Raw genomic sequence first — 26754 nt, 5'->3', positions numbered from 1 at the left:
GCGCTCACCGGACCTTCCCCAGCAGCTCGTCGGCGCGCACGATCACGGCGATGCCGTCGCGGCGGACACGCTGGGAGACCGCGGAGGGGGTGATGTCGAGCTCGGCGGCGATGGCCTTCTGAGGCATGGCGGAGAGCATGCCAGAAAGCACCGACACCGAGGACCGGTCCAGACGAGAAAAGAGCTCGTCGCGCGAGACCAGAGCAGCATTGACCGCGGCCGGGTCCGGCCCGCCCGCCTCCTCCGCCGGCTGATACCAGGTCCGTACGCTGCGGGAGGCCGCCTTGTTCTCGGCGTTCTCCGCTGTCTCGATCGCCGCCCGCGCCGACCACCACCCCGGTCCGTCCTCGACCCGGGGGTCGTCGCTGAGCACCCGTGTCGCGCCCCAGCTGATGCCGTGACGTACGCCGACCACGGGGTCGAGCGCGATCCGCAGCCGGAACGTGGCCTGGATCGCAGCGCCGACGGTCTCGAAGGCTCCCTGGTACTCGTCGCCGACCGTGATCCGCAGCGGGGTGACCGGCTGCCAGTTCTCGTTGATCTCCGCGACGGCCTCTGCGAACGCCGCGTGGACCTGCGCGCGGTCAGTCTTGGTGCGCGAGCCCACGAGGTCGCCGATCACGGTCGCCACAGAAGCCATGTGAAGATCATACCTTCATTCTGGCGAGATGAAGATATTTGCTTCATTCGCTTCGGGTGAAGCCATCTCCTTCAGCGCGAGGCCACAGGCTGATCCCTACTCCACAGGAACCCGGGCCTCGATCTCGGCGAGCCAGGCGGCCGGGGAGGCGTCCGAGGGCATCCGCCAGTCACCGCGGGGCGACATGGTGCCACCGTTGGAGACCTTGGGACCGTTGGGCAGCGCCGAGCGCTTGAACTGGTTGGCGAAGAAGCGCTTCACGAAGACCTCGAGCCACGCCCGGATCTCCTTCATCTCGTACGCCGTCCGCTTCCCCTCCGGGAACCCCGGGGGCCACTCGCCGGCCTCGACGTCGTGCCAGGCGTTCCACGCCAGGAAGGCGATCTTCGAGGGCGTGAAGCCGTTGCGCACGGTGTGGAAGAGGGTGAAGTCCTGCAGGGCGTACGGCCCGATCTTCTGCTCCGTCGACTGCAGCACCTCCCCCGGCACGAGCTCGGGCGAGATCTCCTGGTCGAGGATCTCCTGGAGCACCTCGTCGGCGGCTCCGTCGAACTGCTCGGTGGTGATCACCCAGCGGATCAGATGCTGGATCAAGGTCTTCGGGACGCCCGCGTTGACGTTGTAGTGCGACATCTGGTCGCCGACGCCGTACGTCGCCCAGCCGAGCGCGAGCTCGGAGAGGTCGCCGGTGCCGAGGACGATGCCGCCGCGCTGGTTGGCGATGCGGAAGAGGAAGTCCGTACGCAGCCCCGCCTGGACGTTCTCGAAGGTGACGTCGTAGACCGGCTCGCCCTCCCCTGCCGGATGGCCGATCTCCTTGAGCATCTGGGTGGCGGTCGGGCGGATGTCGAGCGTCTCGTAGGTCGTCCCGAGGGCCTCCATCAGCTTGATCGCGTTGGACTTGGTGTCGTCCGAAGTCGCGAAGCCGGGCATCGTGAACGCCAGGATGTCGCTCGCCGGCCGGCCGAGCCGCTCCATCGCCTTGGCGGCGACGATCAGCGCATGGGTGGAGTCGAGCCCGCCGGAGACGCCGATGACGATCTTGGTGTCCGGGCCGATCGACTGCAGCCGCTTCTCGAGCCCGGAGACCTGGATGTTGTAGGCCTCGTAGCACTCCAGCGCCAGCTTCTCCGGGTCGTCGGGGACGAACGGGAACCGGTCGACCTTGCGCCTCAGACCGTCACCGGTCAGCGGCGGGCTCAGTTCGAACTCGATCTCGGAGTGGAAGGCCCCCTCGGCCCGACGGTTGTCGTCGAAGGTGCCTTGCCGGATCCGCTCGGCGCGGATCCGCTCCAGGTCGACGTCGACGACGGTGCGCCGCGGCCCGTCCGGGAACCGCTCGGTCTCCCCCAGCAGGTCACCGAGCTCGTACGCCATCGTCTGCCCGTCCCAGGACAGGTCGGTCGTCGACTCGCCCTGGCCGGCGGCGGTGTAGACGTACGCCGCCATGCACCGCGCGCTCGCCGACTGCACGAGGAGGCGACGCGCGTCGGAACGGCCGACGGTGATCGGGCTGGCGGAGAGGTTGAGCAGCACGGTCGCGCCGGCCAGCGCCGCCTTGGCGCTCGGCGGCACCGGGACCCACATGTCCTCGCAGACCTCGACGTGGAAGACGAGATCCTTGACGTCGGTGCACCGGAAGAGCAGCTCGTTGCTGAGCGGCACCTCCTCGCCGCCGAGCATGATGGTGCCGTCGGCGCCGTCGCCCGTGCCGTACCACCGCTTCTCGTAGAACTCTCGGTAGGTCGGCAGGTAGGTCTTGGGCACCACGCCGAGCACCTCGCCCCCGTGGATCACCACTGCCGTGTTGAGCACCCGGTCGCCGTGGCGCAGCGGGGCGCCGACGACGATCACCGACAGCAGCTCCTCGGAGGCCACCACGATCGCGCTGATCGCGGCGTGCACGGCATCGAGCAGCGTCCGCTGCAGGACGAGGTCGTCGATGGAGTAGCCGCTCAGGCACAGCTCGGGGAAGACCGCCACCGCGACCCCCTCGTCGGAGCACTCGCGGGCCTGCGCGATCACCTCGCGCGCGTTGGCGGCCGGGTCGGCGACGGAGATCGGGATGGTGCACGCCGCGACCCGTGCGAAACCATGGGAGTAGGCGGAGTAGAAGTCCACACCCGGAGTCTAGGCGCTACCCCAGCCACCCGATGCCCGCCGCCGACGGCGTACAGCCTCAGGACAGGTCGCGGATGCGGATGTTCCGGTAGGAGACCACGTCCGGGGCGCTGCCGTGCGCCTGGACCCCGACGTGACCCGTCAGCCCGCGACTGCTGGAGTCGGGGTCGTTCGGACGACCGGGGAACGGCAGCCCGGGCAGGTTCTCGAACTCGTTGATCACGACACCGTTGCGGATCACGGTGTAGTGCTGCCCGACGACACGGATCTCGAGGTCGTTCCAGGTGCCCTTCGGGGTCGGTCGCGCCTCCGCCAGCGTCAGGTCGGCGAAGCCGTAGATCGACCCGGTCTTGCGGGGGTCGTTGCCGCCACCCTCCGGCGAGTCGTTGACCTGGATCTCGTGGCCACAGTTGACCGCGATCCAGGAGAGGTTGCCGGTCTCGCTGCCGTTGAACGTGGTCGGGCACCCCTCGACCGGGCCCCAGAGCTCCGGGAAGCGCACCTGGACGCCGCTGTTCCCGCGGGCCGTCCCGGGTGCGTCGTCGCGGAACTGCAGTCGCAACGAGAAGTCGCCGTACTCCTGTGCCGGGTACCACAGGGTTCCGAACCCGCCACCCGCGCCGGCACGGCTGCGGATGGTGCCGTCCGGCACCAGGTCGAACCCGCCGTCGCCGGCGTACGCCCAGTCGCCGAAGGAGTCGGCCGAGCCGTCGAAGAGCCAGTCGTAACCCTCGACCTTCCCCACCTGCGAGCGGGCGGCAGCGGACTGCAGCCGGCTGGCCTCGGCGCGCGTGACCTCACCGGTGACGACCAGGTCGGCGGTGACGCTGCGGACGTGCGTCACGAAGGCCCCGTGAGTCGGCCACGTCCGCTCGTCGTCGATGACGTCGTTGATGGTGCAGCCGGAGCGCAGGGTGCTGTTGGCGACGCCGCTGTCGAGATCGAGGAAGACCACGCTCGAGCGGGCATCGGGCGCCGGGCACGTGGCGTCCGTCGCGGGCGCCCCATCACCAGGAGTCGCGGAGGCGGCTCCGATCGGACCGCCCAGGCAGAGAGCGGTGATCCCGAGGACGGCCGACCCGACGGCGAGCCGGGCCCGGGTGCTGCGTGAGTGGAGGAGGTGGGACATCGAGACTCCGAAACGTCAGGACGCCGAATGAGGATGTGATGCGCGTCACGTCGGATGCTAGTGGCGACAGCCGCCGACTTTCAACCGTTTCCTGACGACTTTCGCGGATCACCTTCGAAAGTAGCGTCAGTCCGCCGCGCGCTCCATCACGATCTCTTCCGGGCCGTCGTCGATGGGGCTGGGAACCGTCTCGGACTCGACGAAGCCGAGCCGCTCGTAGACGGCGTGGGCGCGGTCGTTGCCGACGAGATGGGTGAGGCGTACGGGCAGGTCGCCGGCGCGGGCGATCACCTCGCTCAGCAGCGCGCTGCCGGCGCCGGAGCCTTGGGAGTCGGGCAGGACGTACAGCTTCCAGAGCATCAGGTGGTCCTCGAAGACCGAGTAGGAGGCCATCGCCACGACCTGGTCGTCCACCTCGGCGACGAGAAGGGTGCCGGCCCTGATCCCGGGGAGCACCGCGTCCGGGGCCCACCACTTGGCGATGCCCTCCTCGACGTACGCCTCGCCGGTGATCGGCGGGTACGTCGCCCGCCAGGTCGTCACGCCGACGTGGATCACCGCGTCGAGGTCCTCCGCTGTCGCCTCTCGCACCCGCATGGACGCGACGATAACCAGGAGCGCCGGGGCTGTCGTTCGGTTTAGCGTCGGACCGTGCTGATTCGACGTGAGCGTCCCGAGGACGTGGCCGACATCCGTGCGGTCACCGCCGCCGCCTTCTCCGGCGTGGAGCATTCCGCGCCACCGATCGAGCCCGACGGCGCGCCCGGGGAGGCGACGCTGGTCGGTTGGCTGCGCGAGGATCCGGGCTGGATCCCGGAGCTCTCGCTGGTCGCCGAGGCCGACGGCGAGATCGTCGGCCACGCCGTGGCCACCCGTGGGACGCTCGCCGGCCGGCCCTCACTCGGCCTCGGCCCGGTCAGCGTCTCCCCCGCCCGCCAGCGCGACGGCGTCGGCTCGGCCCTGATGCACGCCATCCTCGGTGCCGCCGACGCGATGGGCGAGCCGGTCGTCGTCCTCCTCGGCTCCCCCGACTACTACGGCCGCTTCGGCTTCGTCCCCGCCTCCTCGCTCGGGATCGAATCACCCGAGCCCGCCTGGGGCGACTACTTCCAGGCACGGCCGTTGGCTGCGTACGACCCGGACCTGCGAGGCCGGTTCCGTTACGCCGCCCCGTTCGACCGGCTGTGACCACCACCACAGCGCGTACGGCTTCATCTGGACCTACGCTGGGAGTAGTCCGTGGACTCCATCAGGGAGCTGCGAGATGACACCAGAAAGGCTCGATGATGAGCACGAACCCCTCTGCTGAGGAGACCGCCCCGTACGGGACCGGAGCTGCCGGAAACACGCCGGCGAAGCCCGTACGCAAGGTGCGCACGCATCATCTTCGCGAGATGAAGCAGCGTGGCGACAAGATCACGATGCTGACGTCCTACGACATGTACACCGCCCAGATCTTCGATGAGGCCGGGGTCGACCTGCTGCTCGTCGGTGACTCCGCCTCCAACAACGTCCTCGGCAACGAGACGTCGCTTCCGGTGACTGTGGACGAGCTGCTGCCGCTGACCCGCGCGGTCTCGCGCAGCGTGAAGCGCGCGATGGTCGTCGGCGACCTGCCCTTCGGCTCCTACCAGGCCTCGCCCGAGCAGGGCTACCTGACCGCGGTGCGGTTCATGAAGGAGGCCGGCGCCCACTGCGTGAAGCTCGAGGGCGGCGCCGAGATGGCCCCGGTGATCAAGAAGCTGACCGAGGGCGGCATCCCGGTCATCGCCCACATCGGGTTCACCCCGCAGTCCGAGCACGTGCTCGGCGGCTACCGCGTCCAGGGCCGCGGCGACACCTCCGACCGGATCATCGACGACGCCAAGGCCGTCCAGGAGGCCGGAGCGTTCGCGGTCGTCATGGAGATGGTCCCCGGTGAGGTCGCTGCGCAGATCTCCAAGGAGCTCGACATCCCCACGATCGGCATCGGCGCCGGCCCCGACTGCGACGGCCAGGTGCTGGTCTGGCAGGACGCCTTCGGCATGCGCAGCGGCAAGATGGCCCGCTTCGTGAAGCAGTACGCCGACGTGAAGTCGGTCCTGTCCGAGGGCGCCGAAGCCTACATCTCAGACGTCAAGGGCTCGACCTTCCCCGGCCCCGAGCACACCTTCTGAGGATCTGCGACACAGAAGTGGTCGATCCGGGCCGTCCGCCGGCTCGGGTCGACCACTTCGCGGACTCCGCCGGCTACACACGTCGCGCCCTGGCGGCGGCGAGCCCGACCAGGCGGGCGACCACCATGGCGACGTAGAAGACCCCCGCGATCTGCTCGAGCATCACCATCGATCGGGCGTTGGGGAGCACGGGAACGATGTCGGAGAGGCCGACCGAGGTCAGCGTGGTAAACGATAGGTAGAGCAGGTCGAACCACTGCCGGTGGTCGCCGAACGAGCCGGGCCAGATCACCTGGATAGCCGCGTACAGATAGGCGAAGGCCCAGGCGACCACGGTGAACGCGGCACCGGTCGCGAAGAGCTCGTCGCGGGTCACCACGTCGTCGTGGAAGAGGTAGCGGATCATCGCGTAGGAGACGAACAGGTAGAACGGGACGTGGAAGAAGGCCGAGGTCAGCACGACCCAGCCCTCGTTCGGCGCGACCGACTCCCACACCGCGAAGATCATCGCCGGTCCGCCGAAGATGATGGCCGCCCACGAGAAGGCTGGTGTCATGCGTACCGCCGCGACCGCTGCCAGCAGGAGCAGCAGCTGCAGCACACCGAGCGCGGCGCGGCCGGCGGTCGAGCTGTCGAGGAAGGGGTAGGCCAGGATCGCCACCACCTGTCCGAGCAGGAGTACGGCGGAAGGGTGTTCGCGCATCGCCCTGATCACGTTCATCACAACCGCCCACCCTAGAGCCCACCCGACCAGTACCGTCGGCACCATGCGCGCTGCCATCGCCCTCGCCTCCGTGATCACTCTCGGGCTCTCGACCGCCGCATGCGCCGGAGACTCCACTCCCGCCTCCACTCCCCCACCGCTGAACCCGTCGGGCTCGCCAAGCGCCTCCGCGAGCGCCTCCGCATCGGCCCCCGCGGCTGTGCTGCCGACGTCGGACCGGGTCCCGGGGCTCGATGTCGAGGTGGTCAACGACGAGCTCGACCATCCCTGGGACGTGGCCGACATCGGCGAGGACCGCTTCCTCGTCACCGAGCGCGACCGGGCGGTACTGTCGCTGATCGAGGGCGGCGAGCGGCGCGAGATCACGCTCGAGGACAACGACATCTGGGTCTCCGGTGAGACCGGGCTGATGGGTCTCGAGGTCGACCCCGGCTTCGCCGAGAACCGGCGCATCTACACCTGCCAGGGGTGGAACGGTGGTGAGGACGTACGCGTAATCTCCTGGACCCTCGACGCCGGGCTGACCAGGGCCACCCAGGAGCGGACGCTGATCGACGGCTTCCCCACCAGCTCCGGGCGCCATGGTGGCTGCCGGCTGCTGATCAGTGCCGATGGTGCGCTGTGGGTCGGCACCGGCGACGCCGCCAACGAGGAGAACCCGCGCAGCCTCGACTCCCTGGGCGGCAAGACCCTCCGGCTCGACCCGCAGACCGGCAAGCCGTGGCCCGGCAACCCGTGGGCCGGTGACGAGGGGCCGCGACGGTTCATCACGAGCTTCGGCCACCGCAACGTACAGGGTCTGGCGGAGCGAGCAGACGGCACGATCTGGTCGATGGAGCACGGCCCCGACCGCGACGACGAGGTCAACGAGATCACCCTCGGCGGAGACTACGGCTGGAACCCCGGTGCGGGCTACGACGAGTCGGTGCCGATGACCGACCAGGACCTGCCCGGAGAGCAGATCGAGGCGGCCTGGGAATCCGGGAACCCGACCGTCGCCACCGGCGGTGGCACCTTCATCCCGGTCCAGGAGCGGTGGGGTGCCTACGGCGGGGCGCTGGCGGTCGCCGTGCTCAAGGACCAGGAGCTGCGGATCATCTCCTTCGACGAGTCCGGGAAGCTCACCGACGACCGATCACCCGAGGTCATGCACGACTACGGGCGGCTGCGTACGGTCTCGCTGGCCGCCGACGGCGACCTGCTGATCACCACCGACAACGGCGGCGAGGACGTGCTGCTCCGGGTGACCCCACGCTGAGGACCACCCGAAGCTGAGGATCATTTGTCCTCGGTGCCCGCGTCGCCCTCCCAGGCCTTGTCTTCCTTCTCCCAGCGCTCGTTGTTCTCCTGAACGTGCTCCAGCGCACGGGAGGCCTCGGCGTGGGAGGCGTAGGGACCGAGACGGTCCTTGGCCTTGCAGCCCTGGTACGGCTCGACGGTCTTGTGCTTGAGGCAGTAGTAGTACTCGCCCGCGTGCTCGTCGCTCATGTCACAAACCTACCGTTGAGCGAGATGTTCGCGTGGGCAACAGCGCTGTTACACGGATTTCAGTAGGTTGCCCCCATGAGCCAGATGTTCGACGCCTACGAGACGCGGGATCCGGCCTATGACGAGATGTTCGTCGGCAGCGAGCTCCGACCTCCCTATCAACGGCTCGGCGACTCGCTGCGGCGGCTCAGCGCGGCGGAGCTGATCAGCCGGGTCGAGGCGATGCAGGCCAGCTATCTCGACCAGGGCGTCACCTTCGACATCGGCGGAGAGGAGCGGGCCTTCCCGCTCGACATCGTGCCACGGGTCATCGAGCGGGACACCTGGGCGACGATCGACAAGGGCGTCCAGCAGCGAGTCAAGGCGCTGGAGCTGTTCCTCGCCGACATCTACGACGAGGGCAACGTCTTCGACGACGGCGTGATCCCGCGCGAAGTGATCACCACCTCCAGCCACTACCACCGCGCGGCCGCCGGGGTGCATCCGCCCAACGGCGTACGCATCCAGGTCTCGGGCATCGACCTGGTCCGGGACAACACCGGCGAGTTCCGCGTGCTGGAGGACAACGTGCGGGTCCCGTCGGGTGTCTCGTACGTCATGACCAACCGTCGCGCGATCTCGGCCGCACTCCCGGAGACGATCGCCGAGCACCGGATCCGGCCGGTGGCCAACTACCCGCAGAAGCTCCTGGCGGCGCTGCGCGCGGCCGCTCCCGCCGGTGTCGCCGACCCCACCGTGGTCGTCCTGACCCCTGGCGTCTACAACGGCGCCTACTTCGAGCACGCGCTGCTGGCCCGCACGATGGGGGTCGAGCTCGTCGAGGGGCGCGACCTGGTCTGCCGTAACGGGCAGGTGCTGATGCGTACGACCAAGGGGCTGGCCCCGGTGCACGTCATCTACCGGCGCATCGACGACGAGTTCCTCGATCCGGTGCACTTCCGGCCGGACTCGATGCTCGGCTGCGTCGGGCTGATCGACGTCGCCCGGATGGGCAACGTGACGCTGGCGAACGCGGTCGGCAACGGCGTCGCCGACGACAAGCTCGTCTACACCTACATGCCCGACATCATCCGCTACTACCTGGCGGAGGATCCGATCATCAAGAACGTCGACACCTGGCGGATGGGCGACGCGTCCTCACGCGAGGAGGTCCTCGACCGGCTCGACGAGCTCGTGCTCAAGCCCGTCGACGGCTCGGGCGGCAAGGGGATCGTGATCGGGCCGGCGGCCTCCGCGCGCGAGCTGGACGTGCTGCGCGGCAAGATCCTGGACGACCCCCGCTCCTGGATCGCGCAGCCGGTGGTGCAGCTCTCGACGGTTCCGACCTTCACCGATGGCGATCTCGGGGCGCGGCATGTGGACCTGAGGCCGTTCGCGGTCAATGATGGCGACAAGGTCTGGGTTCTTCCCGGTGGCCTGACTCGGGTGGCGCTCGCGGAGGGCGAGCTGATCGTGAACAGCTCCCGTGGCGGCGGCTCGAAGGACACCTGGGTGCTCGCCGGACCGACGTCCTCTCGGCCACACAGCCGGAGTCAGTCTCAAACGCAGGGGGTTGCGTGATGCTGAGTCGCATCGCCGAGTCGATGTTCTGGATCGGGCGCTATGTGGAGCGCGCCGAGGACACCGCGCGCATCCTCGACGTACAGACCCAGCACATCCTCGAGGACGCCGCCACCGACGAGGAGACCGCCTGTCGCTCGCTGCTCGCGGTGATGGGCATCGAGCTCTCCGAGGAGGAGAAGGTCGGGCTGCCGCAGATGCTGGACATGCTCGCGTACGACACCACCGCACCGACCTCGATGGCCTACGCGCTCGGCGCGGCCAGGGAGTCGGCGCGTGGCGCCCGGGAGACGCTCTCGGTGCCGTTGTGGGAGGCACTCAACACCACCTACCGGGCGATCCCGGCCGGCCAGTTCAAGCACATGCGGGCCCCGTTCATCTTCGGCTGGGTGCGTGACCGGGTCGCCCAGATCAACGGCACCGCCGACGCCACGATGATGCGCGATGAGTCCTGGCAGTTCCTGATGCTCGGACGCTACGTCGAGCGCGCCGACATGACGTCGCGGCTGGTCGCGACCACCTCGTTGACGAGCGCCGGCGGTGCCTCGCAGTGGAACTCGACGCTGCGCGCCTGTGGGGCGTACGACGCGTTCCTGCGGGTCAACAAGGGGGTCGAGACCGAGCAGGCGGCCGCCGAGTTCCTGCTGCTGGACCGGATCTTCCCGCGCTCGGTGGTGCACGCGCTGCAGCGGGCCGAGCTGGCCCTGGACACGCTGGAGGGGACGACCCGCCGCGCCGGTTTCACCGACGAGGCCCACCGGCTGATCGGCCGGATGCGGGCCTCGCTGGAGTATCGCTCGCTCCACGATCTGCTGGCGGACCTGCCCGCCGAGATGGAGCGGCTCCAGGTCACCTGTGCCGAGGCCACCGAGGCGGTCACCAAGCGCTACTTCGCCGGTGCCGAGGCACTGGCCTGGCAGCCGGTCTGAGGAGTCTGATCGAGATGAGCATGCAGTTCCGCATCGTGCACACCACGACGTTCGCCTACGACGGGCCGGCGGTCGCCTCCTACAACCAGGCGCGGCTGACTCCCCTGACCACGCCCGACCAGATCGTGGTCCACCACCGGATCGACGTCTCACCCAAGCCGTGGACGTATGAGTACAAGGACTACTTCGGCAACGAGGTCACCGCGATCGAGGTGCTCGAGGCGCACCGTCGGCTGAAGGTCTCCGCGACCAGCACCGTCCACGTCGACCGGAAGCCCGGGGCGGCGCCTGTGCTCACCTGGGAGGAGGCCGGTCGGCCTGAGGTCGCCGACAGGTACGTCGAGTTCCTGGGCCTGCCCGAGCTGGTGACACCTTCTGAGCCACTCGCGGGAGTCGCCAAGTCGATCGCGGCCGACGCCGGGTCTCCAGGCGAGGCAGCGTTGGCGATCGCGCAGGAGATCGCTATCGAATCCAGGGCCACCGGCTACCCGGCTATCGATTCCGCCCACCAGCTGCTGGGCGCGCTACGTACGGTCGGGATCCCGGCACGCTACGTCTCCGGCTACGTCTACCCCGGCGGCGCGCACTCCTGGGTGGAGTGGTGGGACAACGGCTGGCACGGGGTCGATCCGATGACCGGCACCGAGCCCGGCGACGCGTACGTCGGTGTGGCCACGGGCCGTGACCACACCGACGTCAAGCCGCTGGGCGGGATCTACTCGGGCCCCGAGAAGCCGGTCGTCGAGGTCACCGTCGAGATGACCCGGCTCGCCTAGCCCGGCTCAGAGCGTGCTCTCCGCCGCGAGCCCGTTGATCACCTTCGCCAGCGCGATGTCACGGCTGGTGACGCCCCCGGCGTCGTGGCTGCTGAGCCGGATCTCGACGTACGGGTAGCGCAGGTCGATGTCGGGATGATGGTTGGCCTCCTCGGCCTTCGCCCCGATCGCGTTGACCAGCGCGAGACCGGTGATGAAGTCACCGGTCTCCACGCGGGCGACGATGCTGTCGGCCTCGCCGCTGGTGTCGAAGGTCCAGCCGTCGAGCTGCTCCTGGGCGACCTGCTCGGCGGTGAGGGTCGTGGTGTCAGGTTCCATGCCTCCACCCTGCCATCGCCGTGGGCGACGCGCCACGCCGGTCACCCCTCGCGCTGCGCGAGCCGGTTGCGTACGCGGTAGACGGCTGCGTGATGGTCGTAGTCGTCGCTCATCACGGCCGCCAGGCGCAGCGGGCCGAGCGCGTCCTCGAGTCGGTCCTGGCGCTCCAGGACACGACCCAGCGAGTGCTGGCTCCAGGCGTCGCTGGGATCGCGCTCGACGAGCCAGCGCAGCTCCGCCTCGGCCCTGGCGAGCTGGGCCCGCAGCATGTAGGCCCACGCCCGCATGCTGCGCAGCCCGAAGTTGTCGGGGTCGTCGGCCAGCGCCGGCTCCAGGATCTCCAGCGCCTCCACCGGGAAGCGCCGCGAGAGCAGGTCGTGGGCCGTCCGGTAGGCCACCTCGTGGGCGCTCTGGCCCGGGAAGACCACAGCCGGGGCTACGTACTCGAACTCTTCGTTCTCCGTCATCACACCCTCCGAACGTGATACCCCCAGATGGTATTCCATCCACACCTGTACGGGAGCACCATGGTGACGGTGAGGAGGTGAACGCGCATGCACGCATCAGTAGGTGACCACCTCGTCGTGGCGGGCCAGCACGTCGGGGACCACGTTCGGGAGGCCGAGATCATCGAGGTCAGCCACCCCGACGGCAGCCCGCCCTACCTCGTACGCTGGAGCGACAGCGACCACGAGTCGCTCGTCTTCCCCGGTCCGGATGCCCACATCGAGCCCGCCTCGCACTAGACTTTTGTGCGGACGGGCTGGCCGGGCGATCGCGTCGTTCCCTTGGGGACGTCGAGGAAAGTCCGGGCTCCACAGGACAGGGTGGTGGCTAACGGCCACCCGGGGTGACCCGCGGGACAGTGCCACAGAGAACAGACCGCCGCTACCCTCCAGGTAGCGGTAAGGGTGAAACGGTGGGGTAAGAGCCCACCAGTCCTCGCGGCGACACGAGGAGCTAGGTAAACCCCACCCGGAGCAAGACCAGACAGCGTACGTTCGAGGGCGGTCCGCCCGAGTGCGCGGGTAGGTTGCTAGAGGCCATCGGCAACGATGGTCCGAGATGGATGGTCGCCGACTACAGAACCCGGCTTACAGGCCAGCCCGTCCGTTTTTATGGTTCTGACCTGGTATTTTACTTTTCGGGGTGCTCTACTGTCCGGTTACTGTCCGGTCTAGAAGTAAAACAGGTTCGGTGACACCCTCGACGGACCCCGGTCCCGTAGACTCATCAGGGACACCAGTGACATGGGAGTCGGCGACGAAAGGGGCGAGGGATCATGAGCGAATCAGCGCTCGATCCGGTTGAGGTGGACGCGACGTTCACCGACCGCGGCCATCTGCAGCTGACCGACGCATCGGCCGCCAAGATCGCCGCGCAGCTCGGGCACGAACCACGGCCCGGGGACGTCGTCCACCTTTCCGTCCGCCGAGCCATCCGTGACCAGAGCCGTGGTTCCGGCCGCCCGGGCGAACGCGGCGCGCTCGCCCACCTTGCGCATCTCGCCGACGACTTCGGCACTGACGACATCCGCGCGATCCGCGAGGAGATGACAGCCGAGTCCGAGTGGACCCAGTGATCGATCTCAAGCCGCTGGTCATCGACACGCATGCCGTGATCTGGTGGGTGCTCGATAGCCCGCGGCTTTCCGAGGTCGCAGCGAACCGGATGCGCGACGCCGTCGATGCTGGACAGCCGTTGCACGTCAGCGCGTACTCGCTTCTCGAGCTTCGCTACGCCGCAGAGAAGCCGGCGACCCGCAAGGGCCACATCTCCCCCGAGCTCCACGACGCGATCGTCGCCGAGATCACGAGCGACGAGTCAGTCTTCACCGTGGCCGACATGTCCGCGGCGATCATCGTCCACCTCGGAACCGGCGCGCTTCCCCGCAGCAAAGGCCCGAACGACCCGGGTGACCGTGTCATTCTGGCGACGGCGATCGAACTCGGTGCCGACATCGTCACTGCCGACAAGCTGCTGCAGAATGAGGATCACATCTCCTTCGTCTGGTAGGGCTAGGAACCTGCTGCTCGCCGACCACCAGGGACGCTTGAAACAGATTTGAGGACAGGTCCGGCGAGAGCTGCCTGAAGAACGGCACGTACGGTCTCGTCCTCGTCACCGATCAGGTGCCCGTAGGTGTCCCATGTCTCGGCTGCGTTCTTGTGTCCAAGGAGGGCCTGGAGCGCCTTGATCGACGTGCCGGCGCGGATGTGCATCGAGGCGAAATAGTGCCGAAGATCGTGCGGCGTCGCGTCGGTCTTGACCTTCTTGGCGGCGGTGTTCCAGGCCATCCACAGGGTGCTCTTGCCGATCGGGTTGCCCGAGGAGTTAGTGAAGATCAGGCCGCTCTTGTGGATCCCGTAGGTCGTCTTCTGGTCCTCGATGGCCTCGAGCACGATGTCGGGCACTGCCATGGTCCGCACGCTCGACGGCGTCTTCGGCGGCTTCCAGGTCGGCTCGGTCGTACGCAGCTGGCGGTCGACCCGGACGGTGTTGAAGTCCTTCGAGACCCTGTCAACCGTCAGACCGAGGATCTCGCCGCGACGCATCCCGGTACCGGCCAAGACAGTGATCAAGTTCTTGTAGCGCGGGTAGATCGTCTCGCTCAGCTCCTTGACCACGTCGGTCGTGATCGGGACCAGCGCCGACTTGGGGTCCAGGCGGGGCAGCCGGGTGCCCTCACAGGGTGAGCCGGCGAGCACTCGCTCCTTGGCGGCCGCCTTCATGACGATGGCGAGCACTCCGTAACGCAGATGCACGGTGGTCGGTGCCGCGGTGGCTGACCACTTGGCGACCAGCTCCTGGACGTCTGCCTGCCGGATCGAGTCGATCCGCCAGTCGCCGATCTTCGGATAGATGTGGGCGTTGAGGGCGATCTCGAAGGTCGTTCTGGTCGACTCGGCATGGACCTGTCGGGCACGCCAGGCTTCGGCGTACGCCTTGAAGGTCTGCTTGCCGAGCTCGGGGTTGACCCAGTCGCCGCGGACCAGCCCTGCGGTCTGCTCATCGATCCAGTCCTGGCCCTCGGTCTTTCGGTCGAAGTGTTTGACGTGCTCCTCGCCGGCTCGGTCGACGTAGACCGCACGCCAGCGGACCTTGGTCTTGACCTCGCCCTCCTTGGTCGTCCACCTCGCGGTGTGCTTGCGGATCGTGGCCATTGCTCACCTACTCTCCTCGTGGTTGGCGTTCTCATCCATGTCCCTCAGGGTAGGCGTTGTCCCGAACAGCCGTTCGAGACGACGCCTACCGATTGGGCTCACCGGATCAGCGGCGTCGCTGCCCGGCGCTGCTCGCGCATGAAGGTGCGCAGGTCGCCGACGGTGGTGACCAGCCGGCGGCCGATCTTGAAGAACCTCGGACCGGTCCTGCGCTGGCGCCACCACCGCAGGGTGTTCTCCGACGTACGCAGGATCTCAGCCGCCTCGGTGAAGGTGAGGATCTCCTCGTTGTCCCGCTCGGAGAACGGGATCTGGCTCGTGGTCATGTTCATCTCCTGTCATCGACGTCCACCGCCCGGATGGCGGCGGTACTCGAGTGCAGGAGGTAGGTGTGCAGGGCTCCCCAGCAGACCCCTGTTTTAGATCCGACTGGAGGTGTACGTCCGATCAGATGTACGTCTGGCCGGTCTTCGGAACGGTCGTAGATCCAATCAGGCGTCCGTATCCGATCGGATATCCTGGGCACATCGACGGGGCGACAATTCTTCAGACAGCCCGACGAGCCGCAGGACTCACCCAGACCCAGCTCGCCGAGCTGGCTGGCACGTCCCAGGCCACACTGTCCGCCTACGAGCGCGGCACCAAGTCGCCATCGCTCAACGTCGCCGTACGCATTCTCCGGGCTGCCGGGCTCAACCTCTCCTTCTCGACTTATGTCGACTTCGAGGAGCGCAAGGTACGCGGCGTACAAGCGTTCTGGTTCCCCAACATGCTCTGGACCGTCGGCCCGCCCGACTGCTTCGCCACCCTCCGGGTGCCGGACCTGATCAATCACACCGAACAAAGTCAGTGGCACCTCAGCAACCGCACCGACCGCGCCCGAGCGTACGAGATCCTGATCCGCCGCGCCCTGCCCGAGTCCATGATCCGCTGGCTCGACGGCGCCCTGCTCGTCGATCTGTGGGACGAGCTCGACCTGCCCGCGGCCGTCCGAAGCGCTTGGAGCCCCGCGATCAAGTGGGCCATGGCCGGACCGTCGGTCGAGATGCTCTGGGACGCGTTCGTCAACAGCAGCAATCCCAGCAGGACCGCCACGGTCCGCATCGGCGCGCGCGACGCGTTGCCCCCACCCCCGCCGCCACCGCCCAGGCGCCGGGCCGATCCCGTCAACGGCCACCCCTGGGGATAGCGGGCCGCCCGTCGAGCCGTTCGAACCTCGCGTACGTTGGAACCCGCCCCGATATTGGAGGATTGACAACGGTATTGATCGAACACCGAACGGCGTGTGAGCTTACAAGCCGAGTCCCGGCCCGCCTCGGTCAGCTCCGGCCGAACGGGACGCCGGGACGTCGCCTGAGTGTCGATGCCCCCGGAGGCGCGGGGCTGCTCCTTGCCTTGGCGCGAGCGCGCCAAAGCGCTCGAGGTCCTCACCGACGCGCTGCGCGGCGTGGGTCGGGCCGAGGTCGGCGCGATCGCGACTGAAGACCCGGGTCCATTGATCTCGGGCATCCTCGACCGAGTCGGCGACCAGGTGAGCGATGTTGCGGTCACGGCCGCGGGTCATGCCGACGTACGCCGATGACGCGCTCGTGTGCATGCCGACCGCGACATGGGCGACCGAGACTGTGTCGCCCTGCACGCCGTAAGTCGTCGTGGCGTACGCCAACTCGAGATGCTCACGTGCGTACTCCCACGACAAACGACGGCGACCGGCCGCACCCTTGACGACGACACCCTTCCGATCGACGTTGCGCACGGTCCAGACCTCACGGTTGGCGACATCGGCGTCGGGATTGTTGCGACGCGTCGCGACTCGATCATCAATGCCGATCCGCTCGCCTGACCGCGTGGCAAACCTGTCCTTTCGATCGACCGCGTCCGACAGACCTCGACGAGCCAGGCCGTTGATCCGAGCGACCTGATCTCGGGTGTCCGCAACCACTGCGACGCCGTTCTCCGCCGTGGTGGCGACGTCAGCCAGCGCCGCGATCTGCTCGACCTCGGAAGCGTGCACGACGATCTCGCCGCGCGCAAGCAAGCGGTCGAAGACGGCCTCAGGCCGTTTCCCGGCCCGCATCCGAAGACTGAGCTCGGCGTACTCGGGATCGACGAATCTCCGAACCGAGTCCAGGTCGACGTGGCTGTTGCCGGCGTAACGGCAGGCAAGATCGAGCACACCGCCCCGACCGACCGCGGGCAGCTGATGCCGGTCGCCGATCAGTGCCAGCCGTGCCCCGGTGGCATCCGCGATCTGCACCAGCGCGACCGCACTGTCCTGGTCCAGCATGCCCGCCTCATCGACCACCAGCAGATCGCCTCGTCGTAGCCGCACCGCAGGGTGCGGGTTGGCCTCGGCGCTCTGCCAATGCCCGTGGTCATCCCATCGGAAACCGTACTGTCGCAGCATCCAGGCCACCGAATACGCAGACGCGCCCACCTGCCCGGCGGCGGCTTTGGCCCCCTTCAAGGTAGGCGAGACCACCACCATCCGCCGTCGCTGCACCTCCTGAATCCTTCGCGCGGCCGCGAGCGCAGCCGTCTTGCCCGCTCCTGCCGCACCCTCAATGACAACGAGCTGCTGGCTCCCCGCGAGATGTGCCACGGCTGCGGTCTGGTCTCGCCCCAGAGCGCCGAGCCAGCGCGATGCCCGCCGCAGATCAATCGGTCGCCCCGACCCCTCAACGCGGCCCGCAAACTGCCTCACAAGATGCCGCTCGACCGCCACCACCCGCGGCGATGTCAGCGCACGAACATCAACAGGTACATCCTCGCGACCGACCAGCGGCACCGACGCGGCGATGACCCGCGCGGTCAGGTCGACGGCCAACTCGCCCCTGACCGCGTGCGCGGCCACCACACCGCTCTCGGAGATGAGCTGTTCGGCCGCTCCCCGTATGTCTGCCCTGCTCCACGCCGACCGCCGAGCACCCAGTCGACTCAACGCCTCGGCCGCCATCCCGTCGAGGTCAAGGATCCCCGACCGCGGCGCCGGCAACTCTGCCCTGTGCCGAGGCGGACGGAACCCGAGCTCAGCAAGCTCGCTCCTCCAGTGCTGTTCCAAGGCAGCACCCGAGGTGGGCACTACCTTGTCCGGACGCTCGTCGGCCCACGCCCGACGGTCCCACGCCTGCCGAAGCCGCAGCCCCGGCTCCTCCCCCGGATGCTCACCCCGCCACTGAGTCTCATAACGGTCGAGGTTGTGCCCGATCTGCGTCGACCGAGCCGAGAAGGCCTCCCCGTAAGCCTCCAGCTCCACGATCTCCCCCGACTCCAGATCCACGTGATAGCCATGCGCCGCCAGAGCAGCCCGGAACCCAGGGTCGGTCATCACCGCCGCATGGCCGATCCCGTTGATCGCCGCGATGCTCTCCCGGAACCCGACCGTGTGCAGCCCCCGCCACGTCCCCGCCGCCCACACCCGCGACGACACCTGAAGATGCAGATGCCAATGCGGATCCCCTGCCCGCGACGTGCGATGCGCCACGACCGCCGCCTCCAGCTGCTCAACCGGAACCTGCACCTGACGTCCCCGCGGCCCGACCCGAGTCGTTGCATGCTCCCCCACCCACGCCAGGATCTGCTCTGCCGCTCGAAGCTGCGCAGCGCCGTACGCCACCGACACATCCGGATGTGCAGCCGCAGCCAGCGACCACGACTTCGGCCCGTTCACCGTCACCTCGACGAACTTCACGCCCTTCGAGTCCGTGCGCAGCCGCCCCTTCGCCTTCACCGTCTCGACGTCGTAACCCGCCACCCAGCGCTCGTAGGTCTCCGCGTCCATCGCCGCCGCCCGCACAACCGCAGAACCAGTGACGACGTACCGGTCAGCCACGCCCGAGCCCTCGCCCAGGTAGTAGTCGTCGGCCCCGAAGGCATCCGACTCGACGTAGCGGCGCGCATCCACCGCACGCCCGGTGTAGAACTTCACCCCACCATGCACGCCCCAGCGCACCTCCATCAACAACCGTCAAGAACCACATAACCGCAGGTCATAAGTGGTTTTCCTACGGAAATGCGTAGCATGCGTGCCGACGATCTTCGGTTCGTTAGGCATCTCTCGGTGCGAGTGATCGAGCGGTAGCTACGAACCGTCAGTAACCGTCATGGGTTCCGGGTCACCTGGACCAGTCCGAGGTGCGACTCAGGCAAGGGCATCTGGCGTCCTCGCACAACGGAGCGACCCAGCAACCTCGTCGACCGGCTCGCACTTGCGAGACAGCGGTGCCATCGAGCCTGTCGAGACGGCAGGCTCATCCGTCGTCTCCCGCGTGCCTCTTCACCTGCCGTCTGCCTGGGCAAGGACGAACGTGTGCTCGGCGGATCGATCCGAGGGCCTGCGCGGCGTGACGGTGACGCTGGCCATCCGCGCGTCCGGCGCCCAGTCACTGAGCGCTCAAAGGGATCAACTGCCCTAGAGACCGCGACTGAAAGTAGCCCGTCCGCAGCCTCAGCAGTCGCCGTGCGGGTCGCCTTCTTGTGCATAGAGGCGCGAGTACGCCTCCCGCAGGACGTTCTTCCGGATCTTCCCGGTCGAGGTCTTCGGCAGCTCGTCGGCGACCACGATCGACTTGGGGATCTTGTACGCGTCGAGGTGACCGCGGAGCTTCTGGCGCAGGACCTCGGGGTCGACGCGGGAGCCTGGGGCAGGCACCACCACGGCGGTGATCGCCTCGGTCCAGTGCTCGTGCGGGAGGCCGACCACGACGGCTTCGGTAATATTCGGGTCAGCGGCGTAAAGCGCCTTCTCCACCTCGATCGAGGCGACGTTCTCGCCGCCGGTCTTGATGACGTCCTTGCGGCGGTCGGTGAACCAGAGGACGCCGTCGGAGCCGAAGTGGCCGACGTCCCCAGAGTGGAACCAGCCGTGCGCGAACGCCTCGTCGGTCGCCTCCGGGTTGTCGAGGTAGCCGGTGAGCGTGTGTGGTCCGCGGTAGACGATCTCGCCGTCCTCGCCGGCGGGTAGCAGTCGGCCGTCCTCGGCCATGATGCCGACCTGGACGTTGGTGACCGGCGTACCGACCGCGCCCGCGTGACTGAGCTGGTGCTCGGGACGGAACAGCGTCGCGGTGGGGCTCATCTCCGTCTGTCCGAAGAGCAGATAGAAGTCGCAGTCGAAGACGTCCAGACAGCGACGTAGCTGTGCCTCCGGCATCGTCGCCATGGCGTAGAGGGCCCGGCGCAGGCTGGACAGGTCCCGGCGGTCGATGTCGGGGTGGTCGAGCATCTGCCGGTACATCATCGGGAGCGCGAAGATCTGCGTGATCTTCTCGGCCTCGATGAGGTCCAGGAGACGGCCGGCGTCGAATCCCCGCTCGATGAACAGGGCTGCGCCCACCATGACGGCGGCGGTGCAATGACAGTTCAACTGGGCGGTGTGGAACATCGGCATCAGCGCCACGAACCGGTCGGTCTCGTCGAACCGTGCCTCCAGAGCCATCGACATCGACTCCAGATAGATCGCCGTGTGGTTGCCGACGACGCCCTTGGGGAACGAGGTCGTCCCGCTGGTGTAGAGGTAGCTCAGCGGATCACGGTCCGCTACGTACGCCTCCGGCTCCGACTCCTCACCCGCTGCCACGAGGTCCCCGAACTCGACGGCCCCGACGAGGGTAGGGCCCGGCTGGTCGACCTTGGGGTCCGTTCCCGGCGCGATCACGACATGGCTCACCGTAAGGTGCTCGGCGACCGCCTCGGCGACGCTCGGGATCAGTTGCCGCTCGACGACGATGCCGCGAGCGCGGCTGTGGCCCAGGACATAGGAGATCTCGTCGCTGCGCCAGCCGAGGTTGATCGGCACACAGACGACGCCGAGCTTCGCGCAGGCGTAGTACGTCACCAGGAACTCGATGCTGTTCCCGGAGGCGAGGGCGAGGGCATCCCCGCGCGCATATCCGGCGGCGACGAGACCGTGGGCGAACCGGTTGACCAGGGCGTTGAGCTCGCGATAGTCGAGGCGCCTTTCGCCGTCGACCAGCGCTAGCCGGTCGGGGTACCGGGCGGCGGCCCGGGTCAGGCTGTCACCGACATTGACACGCTGGATGAGGTTGCGACCGAGATCTTGTGCTGACGACGCCATCGTCGTACCTCCTGTGCGGGTGGAGACTTCAGTAGCTGCGGGGCAGACCCAGTGAGTGCTGGGCCACGAAGTTGAGGATCATCTCCCGATTGACCGGCGCGATCCGGAGCAGGCGGGCCAGGCCCCACAGCGGGATCAGGCCGTACTCGCTGGCCACGCCGTTGCCGCCGTGGCACTGGATCGCGGCATCGAGTGCGGACAGCGCGGCCTCGGCGGCCAGGTACTTGGCCATGTTGGACGCTTCGCCGGCGGGCAGCCCCTGGTCGTGCAGCCAGGCTGCCTTCGCGGTGACGAGGGCGGCCGCCTCCACCTCGATCTTGGCCTTCGCCAGCGCGTGGGAGACGCCTTGGTGGGATCCGATGGGCACGTCCCAGACCTGGCGCTGGTTGGCGTAGTCGGCGGCCTGGGCGAGGGCGTAGCGGCCGATGCCGACGAGCAGGGCGGCGCCGGTCACCCGCTCGGGGTTCAGGCCGTGGAAGACCTGCTTGAAGCCGGCGCCCTCGGTGCCGATGAGCCGGTCCGCGGAGACGTGCACGTCGTCGAGGAAGAGGGTGTACTGCCTCTCCGGAAGTGCCACGGCGACCGGGAGCGGTTGGGCGGTCAGGCCCGGGGCGTCGGTGTCGACGACGAAGAGCGAGAGCTCGGCGTCCCCGCGATCGTCGGTGCCCGTGCGAGCCACCACCAGCACGGCGTCGGCGACATCGATCCCGGAGATGAAGTGCTTCTGGCCGCGCAGCACGTAGCCGTCGCCGTCCTTGACCGCAGCGGTCGAGATCCGGTGGGTGTTGGAGCCGGCGTCGGGCTCGGTGATGGCGAAGACCACACGTCCCGCCCCGGACGCGAGCCTGGGCAGCCACTCCTGGCGCTGCTCGGGCGTGCCGAAGGTGCTGATCACCTCGCCGCTGATCGCACTCGCCACCAGGAGGAGGAGCAGCGGGGATCCCGCGGCCGCCGTCTCCTCGCAGACGATGGCCAGCTCGACGAGTCCTCCTCCGCCCCCGCCGTACTCCTCGGGGATGTTGACGCCGACGAAGCCGTGCTTACCCAGGGCCTCCCACAGCTCGAGGGTGAACTCCCGGGCCTCGGCCTTCTGGGTGTAGTAGCCGTTGCCGAACTCGCGGCTGATCGCGCTCACCGCGTCTCGCAGTGCGCGATGCTCCTCGGTGATGGTGAAGTCCATCAGGCCTCCTGGGTGGCGCGAGCGGCGGCCACGAGCCGCCCCTGGGTCTCGACGGGGATCGGGTACGGCGAGGAGAGGGTGAACCGGTCCGCCAGATCGCCGTAGCGCCGGTGGATCTCGGCGCCTGTCTCCTCCGGAGACCCGACGACGGCGAGGGCCGTGAGTACGTCGTCATCGATGAGGCCGGTCATGGTGTCCCAGTCCCCGCGGACGGAGAGGGCGTGCAGCTCGGCGTGAAGGTCGCCCCAGCCATGCAGGTCCAGGACACTGCTGTAGGCAGGCGTCGAGCCGTAGAACGCGAGCTGCTTGCGTACGGCCGTGGTGGCCTTCTCGAGCTGGGCATCGTCGCTCCCGGTCGCCACCAGGCCCGGATAGATGACGGTGAACTCCGACCGCTTCCGGCCGGACTCCCGCAGGCCCTGCTCCACCAGCGGCACGGTCACCTCGCGCAGATAGCGCTCGGTCGTGAACCCGTGCACGATCAGACCGTCAGCGCGGGTGGCCGCCACCTTGGTCATCGCCTGGCCGACGGCTGCGAGCATGATCGGCGGAGGGCCCCAGGAGTGATGCGGCGGAGTGAACATGGGGGTCATCAGCGTGTGTCGGTAGAAGCGCCCCTCGAACTGGAGTCGCTCCCCGTCGAGCCAGCTCGCCCAGATCGCACGAAGCGCCCCGATGAACTCCGCCATCCGGGCCGCCGGCTCCGACCACGGCATGCTGAACCGGCGTTCGATGTGTGCCCGCACCTGCGATCCCAGGCCCAGGACGAACCGCCCTCTGCTGAAGGTCTGCAGGTCGTAGGCTGCTGCGGCCATCGTCATCGGGGAGCGTGCGAAGGCCACGGCGATGCCGGTGCCGACGGTCAGGCTCTCGTTGTGCTCGGCAGCAAGGAGGAGCGGGAAGAACGGGTCGCGGGCCACCTCGGTGGACCACACACCTGAGTAGCCGACCGCCTCCACGTCGCGGACCTGGTCGATCAGCTCGGCGTACGACGCACCCTCGGTCCCATCGACGCTGCCACCGATGTTGGCGTCAATCCGCATGGCCCGCCTCCACGAGCGAGGCCGGAGGACGGAAGCGCTCACCGTACGACTCGGCCAGCTCGTCGGCCCGGCGGCCGAAACCGGCGATCCCTCCGTCGTACTGCTCCAGGTAGCGCAGCACGCCACCGGTCCAGGCTGGGAACCCGATGCCGAGCAGCGAGCCGACGTTGGCGTCGGCCTGCTGGGTGATGACGCCGGTGGCGTACGCCTGCCACGCCTCCAGTGCCTCGGCGAAGAGCAGTCTCTCGACGAGGTCTCGAAGCGGCGGCTGGTCGGCTGCCACCGGACACACCTCGGCGAGTCCGGGCCACAGGCCGGTACGCCGACCGGACTCGTCGTAGTCGTAGAACCCGGCCCCGGAAGCACGGCTGGCGCGACCGTGCTCGTCGATGAGGCGGTCGAAGACGTCGTGGCTGGGGTGTGACTGCCACGCCTGGCCCGCCTCGGCCGCCGCGGCCTTGGCCTCCTCACGCACGGCCCGCGGCAGGGTGAGGGTGAGCTCGTCGAGCAGTTGCAGGGCACCGGCCGGGTAGCCGGCCTGCAGAGACGCCTGCTCGATGCTGGCCGGCGCGATGCCCTCCCCGACCATGGCGACAGCCTCGTTCAGGCGGGCGATGATCACCCGGCTGGTGAAGAAGCCACGGCTGTCGTTGACCACGATCGGGGTCTTGCCGAGCTGCCGGACGAGGTCGAAGGCGCGGGCCAGTGTCCGCGGCGAGGTCTTCTCCCCCTTGATGATCTCGACGAGGTCCATCCGGTCCACGGGTGAGAAGAAGTGGACGCCGACGAAGTCCTCCGGCCGGCTCACCGCCGCCGCGAGCGACCCGATCGGAAGAGTGGACGTGTTCGATCCGAGAATGCTGTCGGATCCGACGACCTTCTCGACGCGGGCGAAGACGTCGGTCTTGAGCTCGGCGCTCTCGAAGACCGCCTCGACGACGAAGTCGACGTCGGCAAGGTCCTCGATCACGTCGCTGGGCTGGATCCGGTCCAGCAACGAGTCAGCGTCGGCCTGGGTACGGCGGCCGGCGCCGACGGCCTTGGTCTCGAGCTTCGCCGAGTACGCCTTGCCCTTCTCGGCCGCCTCGCGGGTCACGTCGACGAGGACGACGTCGATGCCGGCCTTGGCCGCGGCGTAGGCGATTCCGGCACCCATCATCCCGGCGCCGACGACACCGAGCCGGGAGGAGGTGAACGGGGGCTCGCCCTCCGGCCGACTCGCCCCGGCCTTGATCGCCTGCATGTCGAAGAAGGTGAGGTTGATCCGGTTCTTGGCGATCTGTGCGGTCGCGATCTCGACGAAGTAGCGCGACTCGACCTTGGTAGCTGTCTCCAGATCGAGCCCCGACCCCTCGACCGCGGCGGCGAGGATGGCCCGCTCGGCCGGCGCCGGGGAGCCATGGGTGCGGGCGCGCAGGCCAGCCGAGAGCAACGCCAGCTGGCCGGTGAGCGGGCCACTGGAGGGCGTACCTCCCGGGACGGCGAAGCCCTTGCGGTCCCATGGCTGCGCGGCATCGGGATTCTGTGCGATCCACCGCTTCGCGGCAGGCACGAGCTCCTCTGCGGTCAGGACGACTTCGTCGACGAGGCCGAGGTCAGCCGCCTGCTCGGCGGTGTAGGCCCTGCCCGAGAGAAGGATCTTGTCCAGTGCAGTGGTGACGCCGAGGTGCCGAACGGTCCGGGTGACGCCACCGAGGGCGGGAAGCAGACCGAGGCCGACCTCGGGCAGTCCGATGCGCACGTTCCGGCCGCCCACGGTGACACGGTGGTGGGTGGCGAGGGCCAGCTCGAGGCCGCCGCCCAGGGCGGCGCCGTTGATCGCGGCGACGACCGGCCGCCCGAGTGTCTCCAATGAGCGCAGCTGGGCCTTGATCAGGTCCAGATGCGCCGTGAACCGGGTGGCGTCCTCGGGCTCGAGCCGGACGATCTCGTTGAGGTTGCCTCCTGCGAAGAATGTTCGCTTCGCCGAGGTGAGGATGACGCCGGTGATGTCGTCGCGCTCATGCTGCAGCCGCGCGACGGTGTCGACCAGGTCGGCGACGAACGCCTCGGACAGGGTGTTGGCCGAGCCGGCGGGATCGTCCATCGTGAGGGTCACGATGCCGTCCTCGTCGCGCTGCCAGCCGATGATGGTGGTCTCGTTCATTGGGGCTCCTTCAGTGCGGGCGTGGTTCGACTCGGACACGGTTCACAGGCGCTCGACGATCGTGGCGATGCCCATGCCGCCGCCGACGCACAGCGTGACGAGACCGCGCCGCAACCCGCGGCGCTCGAGCTCGTCGAGGATGGTGGAGACGAGCATCGCGCCGGTTGCCCCGAGCGGGTGGCCCATGGCGATGGCGCCGCCGTTGACGTTGACCTTCTCGTGCGGGATGTGCAGGTCACTCATCCACTTGAGCACCACCGAGGCGAAGGCCTCGTTGAGCTCGAAGAGGTCGATGTCGTCCAGGGTCAAGCCGGCCGTCGCCAGGACCTTCTCCGTCGCCGGGCGGGGGCCCGTCAGCATGATGGTCGGCTCCGAACTGGTGATCGCCGTCGCGACGATCCGGCCGCGGGGCTCCAGCCCCAAGTCCTTGCCTGCCTGCTCGTTGCCGACCAGGACCAGCGCGGCGCCGTCGACGATGCCGGAGGAGTTGCCCCCGGTGTGGACGTGGTCGATCCGCTCCACCCAGTGGTACTTCTGCAGCGCGACGGCGTCGAAGCCGAGCTTGCCGGGGCCTTCGAACGACGGCTTGAGAGTGCCAAGGCTCTCGACGGTGGAGCCGGGTCGGCGGTGCTCGTCCTGATCGAGGACGAGCACGCCGTTCTGGTCGACGACTGGGACGAGCGATCGCTTGAAGTAGCCGTTGGTCCAGGCGTTCTCGGCGCGCTGCTGGGACTCGGCGGCGTACGCATCGACGTCCTCGCGGCTGAAGCCCTCCATGGTGGCGATCAGGTCAGCGCCGATGCCCTGGGGCACGAAGTACTCGTCGTAGGTCGTGGTCGGATCATTGAACAGCGGCCCGCCGTCGGAGAGCATGGGCACGCGGGACATCGACTCGATCCCTCCGGCCAGCACGAGCCGGTCCCAGCCGGAGGCGACCTTCGCCGCGGCGAGGTTGGTCGCCTCGAGACCCGATGCGCAATAGCGGTTGACCTGAACGCCGGCGACGGTCTCGGAGAGCCCGGCCACCTGGGCGACGGCCTTGGGCAGGTCACCGCCCTGCTCACCGATCGGCGAGACGACGCCGAGGATCAGGTCGTCGATGTAGGAGGAGTCGAGACCTGGCAGTCGGTCCCGCAGCTCGTTGACGAGACCGACCCCGAGGTCGACAGGCTTGGTGGCATTGAGCGCGCCACGCTTGACCTTGCCTCGTGGTGTGCGGATGGCCTCATAGATGAAAGCAGTGCTCATTAGGGATCTCCTGAGTTGCCGGAACGGTGGCCGGCGCGAGGTTGGGCCCCGATGGG

Annotated in this window: 26 protein-coding genes and 1 other RNA gene; 11 read left to right on the top strand and 16 right to left on the bottom strand. The window is 68.4% G+C overall.

The window, feature by feature from the left end; all coding sequences use genetic code 11:
- Window positions 1–4: 4 nt before the first annotated feature.
- The 4 genes from ABT304_RS14600 to ABT304_RS14585 all read right to left on the bottom strand — a co-directional run bounded on the left by ABT304_RS14600 (window position 5) and on the right by ABT304_RS14585 (window position 4487).
- A complete protein-coding gene (locus ABT304_RS14600; RefSeq protein ID WP_350716102.1) occupies window positions 5–640 on the bottom strand; it encodes a SatD family protein in 636 nt (211 codons plus the stop codon).
- Between the two features lie 96 nt (window positions 641–736).
- A complete protein-coding gene (locus ABT304_RS14595) occupies window positions 737–2761 on the bottom strand; it encodes an NAD(+) synthase (RefSeq protein ID WP_350716100.1) in 2025 nt (674 codons plus the stop codon).
- Window positions 2762–2819: 58 nt separating this feature from the next.
- The gene (locus tag ABT304_RS14590; RefSeq protein WP_350716099.1) at window positions 2820–3890 is read right to left on the bottom strand and encodes a 3-keto-disaccharide hydrolase; all 1071 of its coding nucleotides are present in this window, start codon (window positions 3888–3890) and stop codon (window positions 2820–2822) included.
- 126 nt (window positions 3891–4016) lie between these two features.
- Complete coding sequence (locus ABT304_RS14585) at window positions 4017–4487, bottom strand: GNAT family N-acetyltransferase (RefSeq protein ID WP_350716097.1); 471 nt, start codon at window positions 4485–4487, stop codon at window positions 4017–4019.
- Between the two features lie 54 nt (window positions 4488–4541).
- Here ABT304_RS14585 and ABT304_RS14580 point away from each other — a divergent pair, with 54 nt between their 5' ends.
- Both ABT304_RS14580 and panB read left to right on the top strand, forming a co-directional pair.
- A complete protein-coding gene (locus ABT304_RS14580) occupies window positions 4542–5078 on the top strand; it encodes a GNAT family N-acetyltransferase (RefSeq protein ID WP_350716095.1) in 537 nt (178 codons plus the stop codon).
- Between the two features lie 95 nt (window positions 5079–5173).
- Entirely contained in the window at window positions 5174–6046 is an 873-nt protein-coding gene (gene panB / locus ABT304_RS14575) for a 3-methyl-2-oxobutanoate hydroxymethyltransferase (protein ID WP_160022140.1), read from the top strand.
- Window positions 6047–6119: 73 nt separating this feature from the next.
- On the opposite strand, the gene ABT304_RS14570 is transcribed toward panB, so the two are convergent.
- Window positions 6120–6767: an ion channel gene (locus tag ABT304_RS14570; protein ID WP_350716094.1), complete on the bottom strand. Its 648-nt coding sequence runs from the start codon at window positions 6765–6767 to the stop codon at window positions 6120–6122.
- A gap of 46 nt (window positions 6768–6813) precedes the next feature.
- Here ABT304_RS14570 and ABT304_RS14565 point away from each other — a divergent pair, with 46 nt between their 5' ends.
- The gene (locus ABT304_RS14565; protein ID WP_350716092.1) at window positions 6814–8028 is read left to right on the top strand and encodes a PQQ-dependent sugar dehydrogenase; all 1215 of its coding nucleotides are present in this window, start codon (window positions 6814–6816) and stop codon (window positions 8026–8028) included.
- 20 nt (window positions 8029–8048) lie between these two features.
- Here the strand turns inward: ABT304_RS14565 and ABT304_RS14560 are convergent, their stop codons facing one another.
- A complete protein-coding gene (locus ABT304_RS14560) occupies window positions 8049–8258 on the bottom strand; it encodes a hypothetical protein (protein ID WP_160022132.1) in 210 nt (69 codons plus the stop codon).
- 75 nt (window positions 8259–8333) lie between these two features.
- Here ABT304_RS14560 and ABT304_RS14555 point away from each other — a divergent pair, with 75 nt between their 5' ends.
- From ABT304_RS14555 to ABT304_RS14545, 3 genes are read left to right on the top strand one after another with little or no spacing between them, the layout of a single operon-like run.
- Window positions 8334–9818 carry a circularly permuted type 2 ATP-grasp protein gene (locus ABT304_RS14555; protein WP_350716090.1) on the top strand — a complete coding sequence of 495 codons (1485 nt, stop codon included), beginning with the start codon at window positions 8334–8336 and terminating at the stop codon, window positions 9816–9818.
- On the top strand, window positions 9818–10747 hold the full coding sequence (locus ABT304_RS14550) for an alpha-E domain-containing protein (protein WP_160022128.1): 930 nt from the start codon (window positions 9818–9820) through the stop codon (window positions 10745–10747). The genes ABT304_RS14555 and ABT304_RS14550 overlap by 1 nt, the downstream gene beginning before the upstream one ends.
- A gap of 14 nt (window positions 10748–10761) precedes the next feature.
- Window positions 10762–11523 carry a transglutaminase family protein gene (locus ABT304_RS14545; RefSeq protein ID WP_350716088.1) on the top strand — a complete coding sequence of 254 codons (762 nt, stop codon included), beginning with the start codon at window positions 10762–10764 and terminating at the stop codon, window positions 11521–11523.
- A 6-nt stretch (window positions 11524–11529) separates the two neighbouring features.
- Here the strand turns inward: ABT304_RS14545 and ABT304_RS14540 are convergent, their stop codons facing one another.
- Together ABT304_RS14540 and ABT304_RS14535 are read right to left on the bottom strand one after the other, a co-directional pair.
- Complete coding sequence (locus tag ABT304_RS14540) at window positions 11530–11841, bottom strand: 4a-hydroxytetrahydrobiopterin dehydratase (RefSeq protein ID WP_350716086.1); 312 nt, start codon at window positions 11839–11841, stop codon at window positions 11530–11532.
- Between the two features lie 41 nt (window positions 11842–11882).
- On the bottom strand, window positions 11883–12308 hold the full coding sequence (locus tag ABT304_RS14535) for a tetratricopeptide repeat protein (protein WP_350716084.1): 426 nt from the start codon (window positions 12306–12308) through the stop codon (window positions 11883–11885).
- Between the two features lie 87 nt (window positions 12309–12395).
- Between ABT304_RS14535 and ABT304_RS14530 the strand changes: the two genes are divergently transcribed.
- From ABT304_RS14530 to ABT304_RS14515, 4 genes are all read left to right on the top strand, one after another.
- Window positions 12396–12587 (top strand): DUF1918 domain-containing protein, encoded by a 192-nt coding sequence (locus tag ABT304_RS14530; protein ID WP_141794223.1) that lies wholly within the window; start codon window positions 12396–12398, stop codon window positions 12585–12587.
- A gap of 13 nt (window positions 12588–12600) precedes the next feature.
- An RNA gene (gene rnpB / locus ABT304_RS14525) (RNase P RNA component class A) lies at window positions 12601–12954 on the top strand.
- Between the two features lie 169 nt (window positions 12955–13123).
- Complete coding sequence (locus ABT304_RS14520) at window positions 13124–13423, top strand: hypothetical protein (protein ID WP_350716082.1); 300 nt, start codon at window positions 13124–13126, stop codon at window positions 13421–13423.
- Window positions 13420–13857 (top strand): PIN domain-containing protein, encoded by a 438-nt coding sequence (locus tag ABT304_RS14515; RefSeq protein ID WP_350716080.1) that lies wholly within the window; start codon window positions 13420–13422, stop codon window positions 13855–13857. Before ABT304_RS14520 ends, ABT304_RS14515 begins: the two co-directional genes overlap by 4 nt.
- Window positions 13858–13859: 2 nt before the next feature.
- On the opposite strand, the gene ABT304_RS14510 is transcribed toward ABT304_RS14515, so the two are convergent.
- Both ABT304_RS14510 and ABT304_RS14505 read right to left on the bottom strand, forming a co-directional pair.
- On the bottom strand, window positions 13860–15005 hold the full coding sequence (locus ABT304_RS14510) for a tyrosine-type recombinase/integrase (RefSeq protein ID WP_350716078.1): 1146 nt from the start codon (window positions 15003–15005) through the stop codon (window positions 13860–13862).
- A gap of 98 nt (window positions 15006–15103) precedes the next feature.
- Window positions 15104–15331 (bottom strand): helix-turn-helix domain-containing protein, encoded by a 228-nt coding sequence (locus ABT304_RS14505; protein ID WP_350716076.1) that lies wholly within the window; start codon window positions 15329–15331, stop codon window positions 15104–15106.
- Between the two features lie 125 nt (window positions 15332–15456).
- Between ABT304_RS14505 and ABT304_RS14500 the strand changes: the two genes are divergently transcribed.
- On the top strand, window positions 15457–16194 hold the full coding sequence (locus ABT304_RS14500) for a helix-turn-helix domain-containing protein (RefSeq protein ID WP_350716074.1): 738 nt from the start codon (window positions 15457–15459) through the stop codon (window positions 16192–16194).
- Window positions 16195–16296: 102 nt separating this feature from the next.
- Here the strand turns inward: ABT304_RS14500 and mobF are convergent, their stop codons facing one another.
- The 6 genes from mobF to ABT304_RS14470 form a co-directional block, all read right to left on the bottom strand.
- A complete protein-coding gene (gene mobF, locus ABT304_RS14495) occupies window positions 16297–18933 on the bottom strand; it encodes a MobF family relaxase (RefSeq protein ID WP_350716072.1) in 2637 nt (878 codons plus the stop codon).
- Window positions 18934–19452: 519 nt separating this feature from the next.
- Window positions 19453–21081 carry an AMP-binding protein gene (locus ABT304_RS14490; RefSeq protein ID WP_350716071.1) on the bottom strand — a complete coding sequence of 543 codons (1629 nt, stop codon included), beginning with the start codon at window positions 21079–21081 and terminating at the stop codon, window positions 19453–19455.
- A 28-nt stretch (window positions 21082–21109) separates the two neighbouring features.
- Complete coding sequence (locus tag ABT304_RS14485) at window positions 21110–22261, bottom strand: acyl-CoA dehydrogenase family protein (protein WP_350716069.1); 1152 nt, start codon at window positions 22259–22261, stop codon at window positions 21110–21112.
- On the bottom strand, window positions 22261–23304 hold the full coding sequence (locus tag ABT304_RS14480) for an LLM class F420-dependent oxidoreductase (RefSeq protein WP_350716068.1): 1044 nt from the start codon (window positions 23302–23304) through the stop codon (window positions 22261–22263). The genes ABT304_RS14485 and ABT304_RS14480 overlap by 1 nt, the downstream gene beginning before the upstream one ends.
- The gene (locus ABT304_RS14475) at window positions 23294–25450 is read right to left on the bottom strand and encodes a 3-hydroxyacyl-CoA dehydrogenase NAD-binding domain-containing protein (RefSeq protein WP_350716066.1); all 2157 of its coding nucleotides are present in this window, start codon (window positions 25448–25450) and stop codon (window positions 23294–23296) included. Before ABT304_RS14475 ends, ABT304_RS14480 begins: the two co-directional genes overlap by 11 nt.
- A gap of 42 nt (window positions 25451–25492) precedes the next feature.
- Window positions 25493–26698, bottom strand: coding sequence for an acetyl-CoA C-acetyltransferase (locus tag ABT304_RS14470; protein ID WP_350716065.1), 1206 nt, complete (start codon window positions 26696–26698; stop codon window positions 25493–25495).
- Between the last annotated feature and the right edge of the window lie 56 nt (window positions 26699–26754).

Origin of the sequence: Nocardioides sp. NPDC000445 (genome assembly GCF_040300245.1) — a bacterium.
Classification (GTDB): Bacteria; Actinomycetota; Actinomycetes; order Propionibacteriales; family Nocardioidaceae; genus Nocardioides.
The sequence above is the reverse complement of the archived record's forward strand: the minus strand, read 5'-3'. Positions and strand labels throughout refer to the sequence as shown.

Bases quoted from the DNA above. Each gene is read 5' to 3' on its own strand.
- ABT304_RS14600 (WP_350716102.1), bottom strand. From the start codon at position 640: ATGGCTTCTGTGGCGACCGTGATCGGCGACCTCGTGGGCTCGCGCACC.
- ABT304_RS14590 (WP_350716099.1), bottom strand. From the start codon at position 3,890: ATGTCCCACCTCCTCCACTCACGCAGCACCCGGGCCCGGCTCGCCGTC.
- ABT304_RS14585 (WP_350716097.1), bottom strand. From the start codon at position 4,487: ATGCGGGTGCGAGAGGCGACAGCGGAGGACCTCGACGCGGTGATCCAC.
- panB (WP_160022140.1), top strand. From the start codon at position 5,174: ATGATGAGCACGAACCCCTCTGCTGAGGAGACCGCCCCGTACGGGACC.
- ABT304_RS14570 (WP_350716094.1), bottom strand. From the start codon at position 6,767: ATGAACGTGATCAGGGCGATGCGCGAACACCCTTCCGCCGTACTCCTG.
- ABT304_RS14565 (WP_350716092.1), top strand. From the start codon at position 6,814: ATGCGCGCTGCCATCGCCCTCGCCTCCGTGATCACTCTCGGGCTCTCG.
- ABT304_RS14560 (WP_160022132.1), bottom strand. From the start codon at position 8,258: ATGAGCGACGAGCACGCGGGCGAGTACTACTACTGCCTCAAGCACAAG.
- ABT304_RS14555 (WP_350716090.1), top strand. From the start codon at position 8,334: ATGAGCCAGATGTTCGACGCCTACGAGACGCGGGATCCGGCCTATGAC.
- ABT304_RS14550 (WP_160022128.1), top strand. From the start codon at position 9,818: ATGCTGAGTCGCATCGCCGAGTCGATGTTCTGGATCGGGCGCTATGTG.
- ABT304_RS14545 (WP_350716088.1), top strand. From the start codon at position 10,762: ATGAGCATGCAGTTCCGCATCGTGCACACCACGACGTTCGCCTACGAC.
- ABT304_RS14540 (WP_350716086.1), bottom strand. From the start codon at position 11,841: ATGGAACCTGACACCACGACCCTCACCGCCGAGCAGGTCGCCCAGGAG.
- ABT304_RS14535 (WP_350716084.1), bottom strand. From the start codon at position 12,308: ATGACGGAGAACGAAGAGTTCGAGTACGTAGCCCCGGCTGTGGTCTTC.
- ABT304_RS14530 (WP_141794223.1), top strand. From the start codon at position 12,396: ATGCACGCATCAGTAGGTGACCACCTCGTCGTGGCGGGCCAGCACGTC.
- ABT304_RS14520 (WP_350716082.1), top strand. From the start codon at position 13,124: ATGAGCGAATCAGCGCTCGATCCGGTTGAGGTGGACGCGACGTTCACC.
- ABT304_RS14510 (WP_350716078.1), bottom strand. From the start codon at position 15,005: ATGGCCACGATCCGCAAGCACACCGCGAGGTGGACGACCAAGGAGGGC.
- ABT304_RS14505 (WP_350716076.1), bottom strand. From the start codon at position 15,331: ATGACCACGAGCCAGATCCCGTTCTCCGAGCGGGACAACGAGGAGATC.
- ABT304_RS14500 (WP_350716074.1), top strand. From the start codon at position 15,457: ATGTACGTCTGGCCGGTCTTCGGAACGGTCGTAGATCCAATCAGGCGT.
- ABT304_RS14490 (WP_350716071.1), bottom strand. From the start codon at position 21,081: ATGGCGTCGTCAGCACAAGATCTCGGTCGCAACCTCATCCAGCGTGTC.
- ABT304_RS14485 (WP_350716069.1), bottom strand. From the start codon at position 22,261: ATGGACTTCACCATCACCGAGGAGCATCGCGCACTGCGAGACGCGGTG.
- ABT304_RS14480 (WP_350716068.1), bottom strand. From the start codon at position 23,304: ATGCGGATTGACGCCAACATCGGTGGCAGCGTCGATGGGACCGAGGGT.
- ABT304_RS14475 (WP_350716066.1), bottom strand. From the start codon at position 25,450: ATGAACGAGACCACCATCATCGGCTGGCAGCGCGACGAGGACGGCATC.
- ABT304_RS14470 (WP_350716065.1), bottom strand. From the start codon at position 26,698: ATGAGCACTGCTTTCATCTATGAGGCCATCCGCACACCACGAGGCAAG.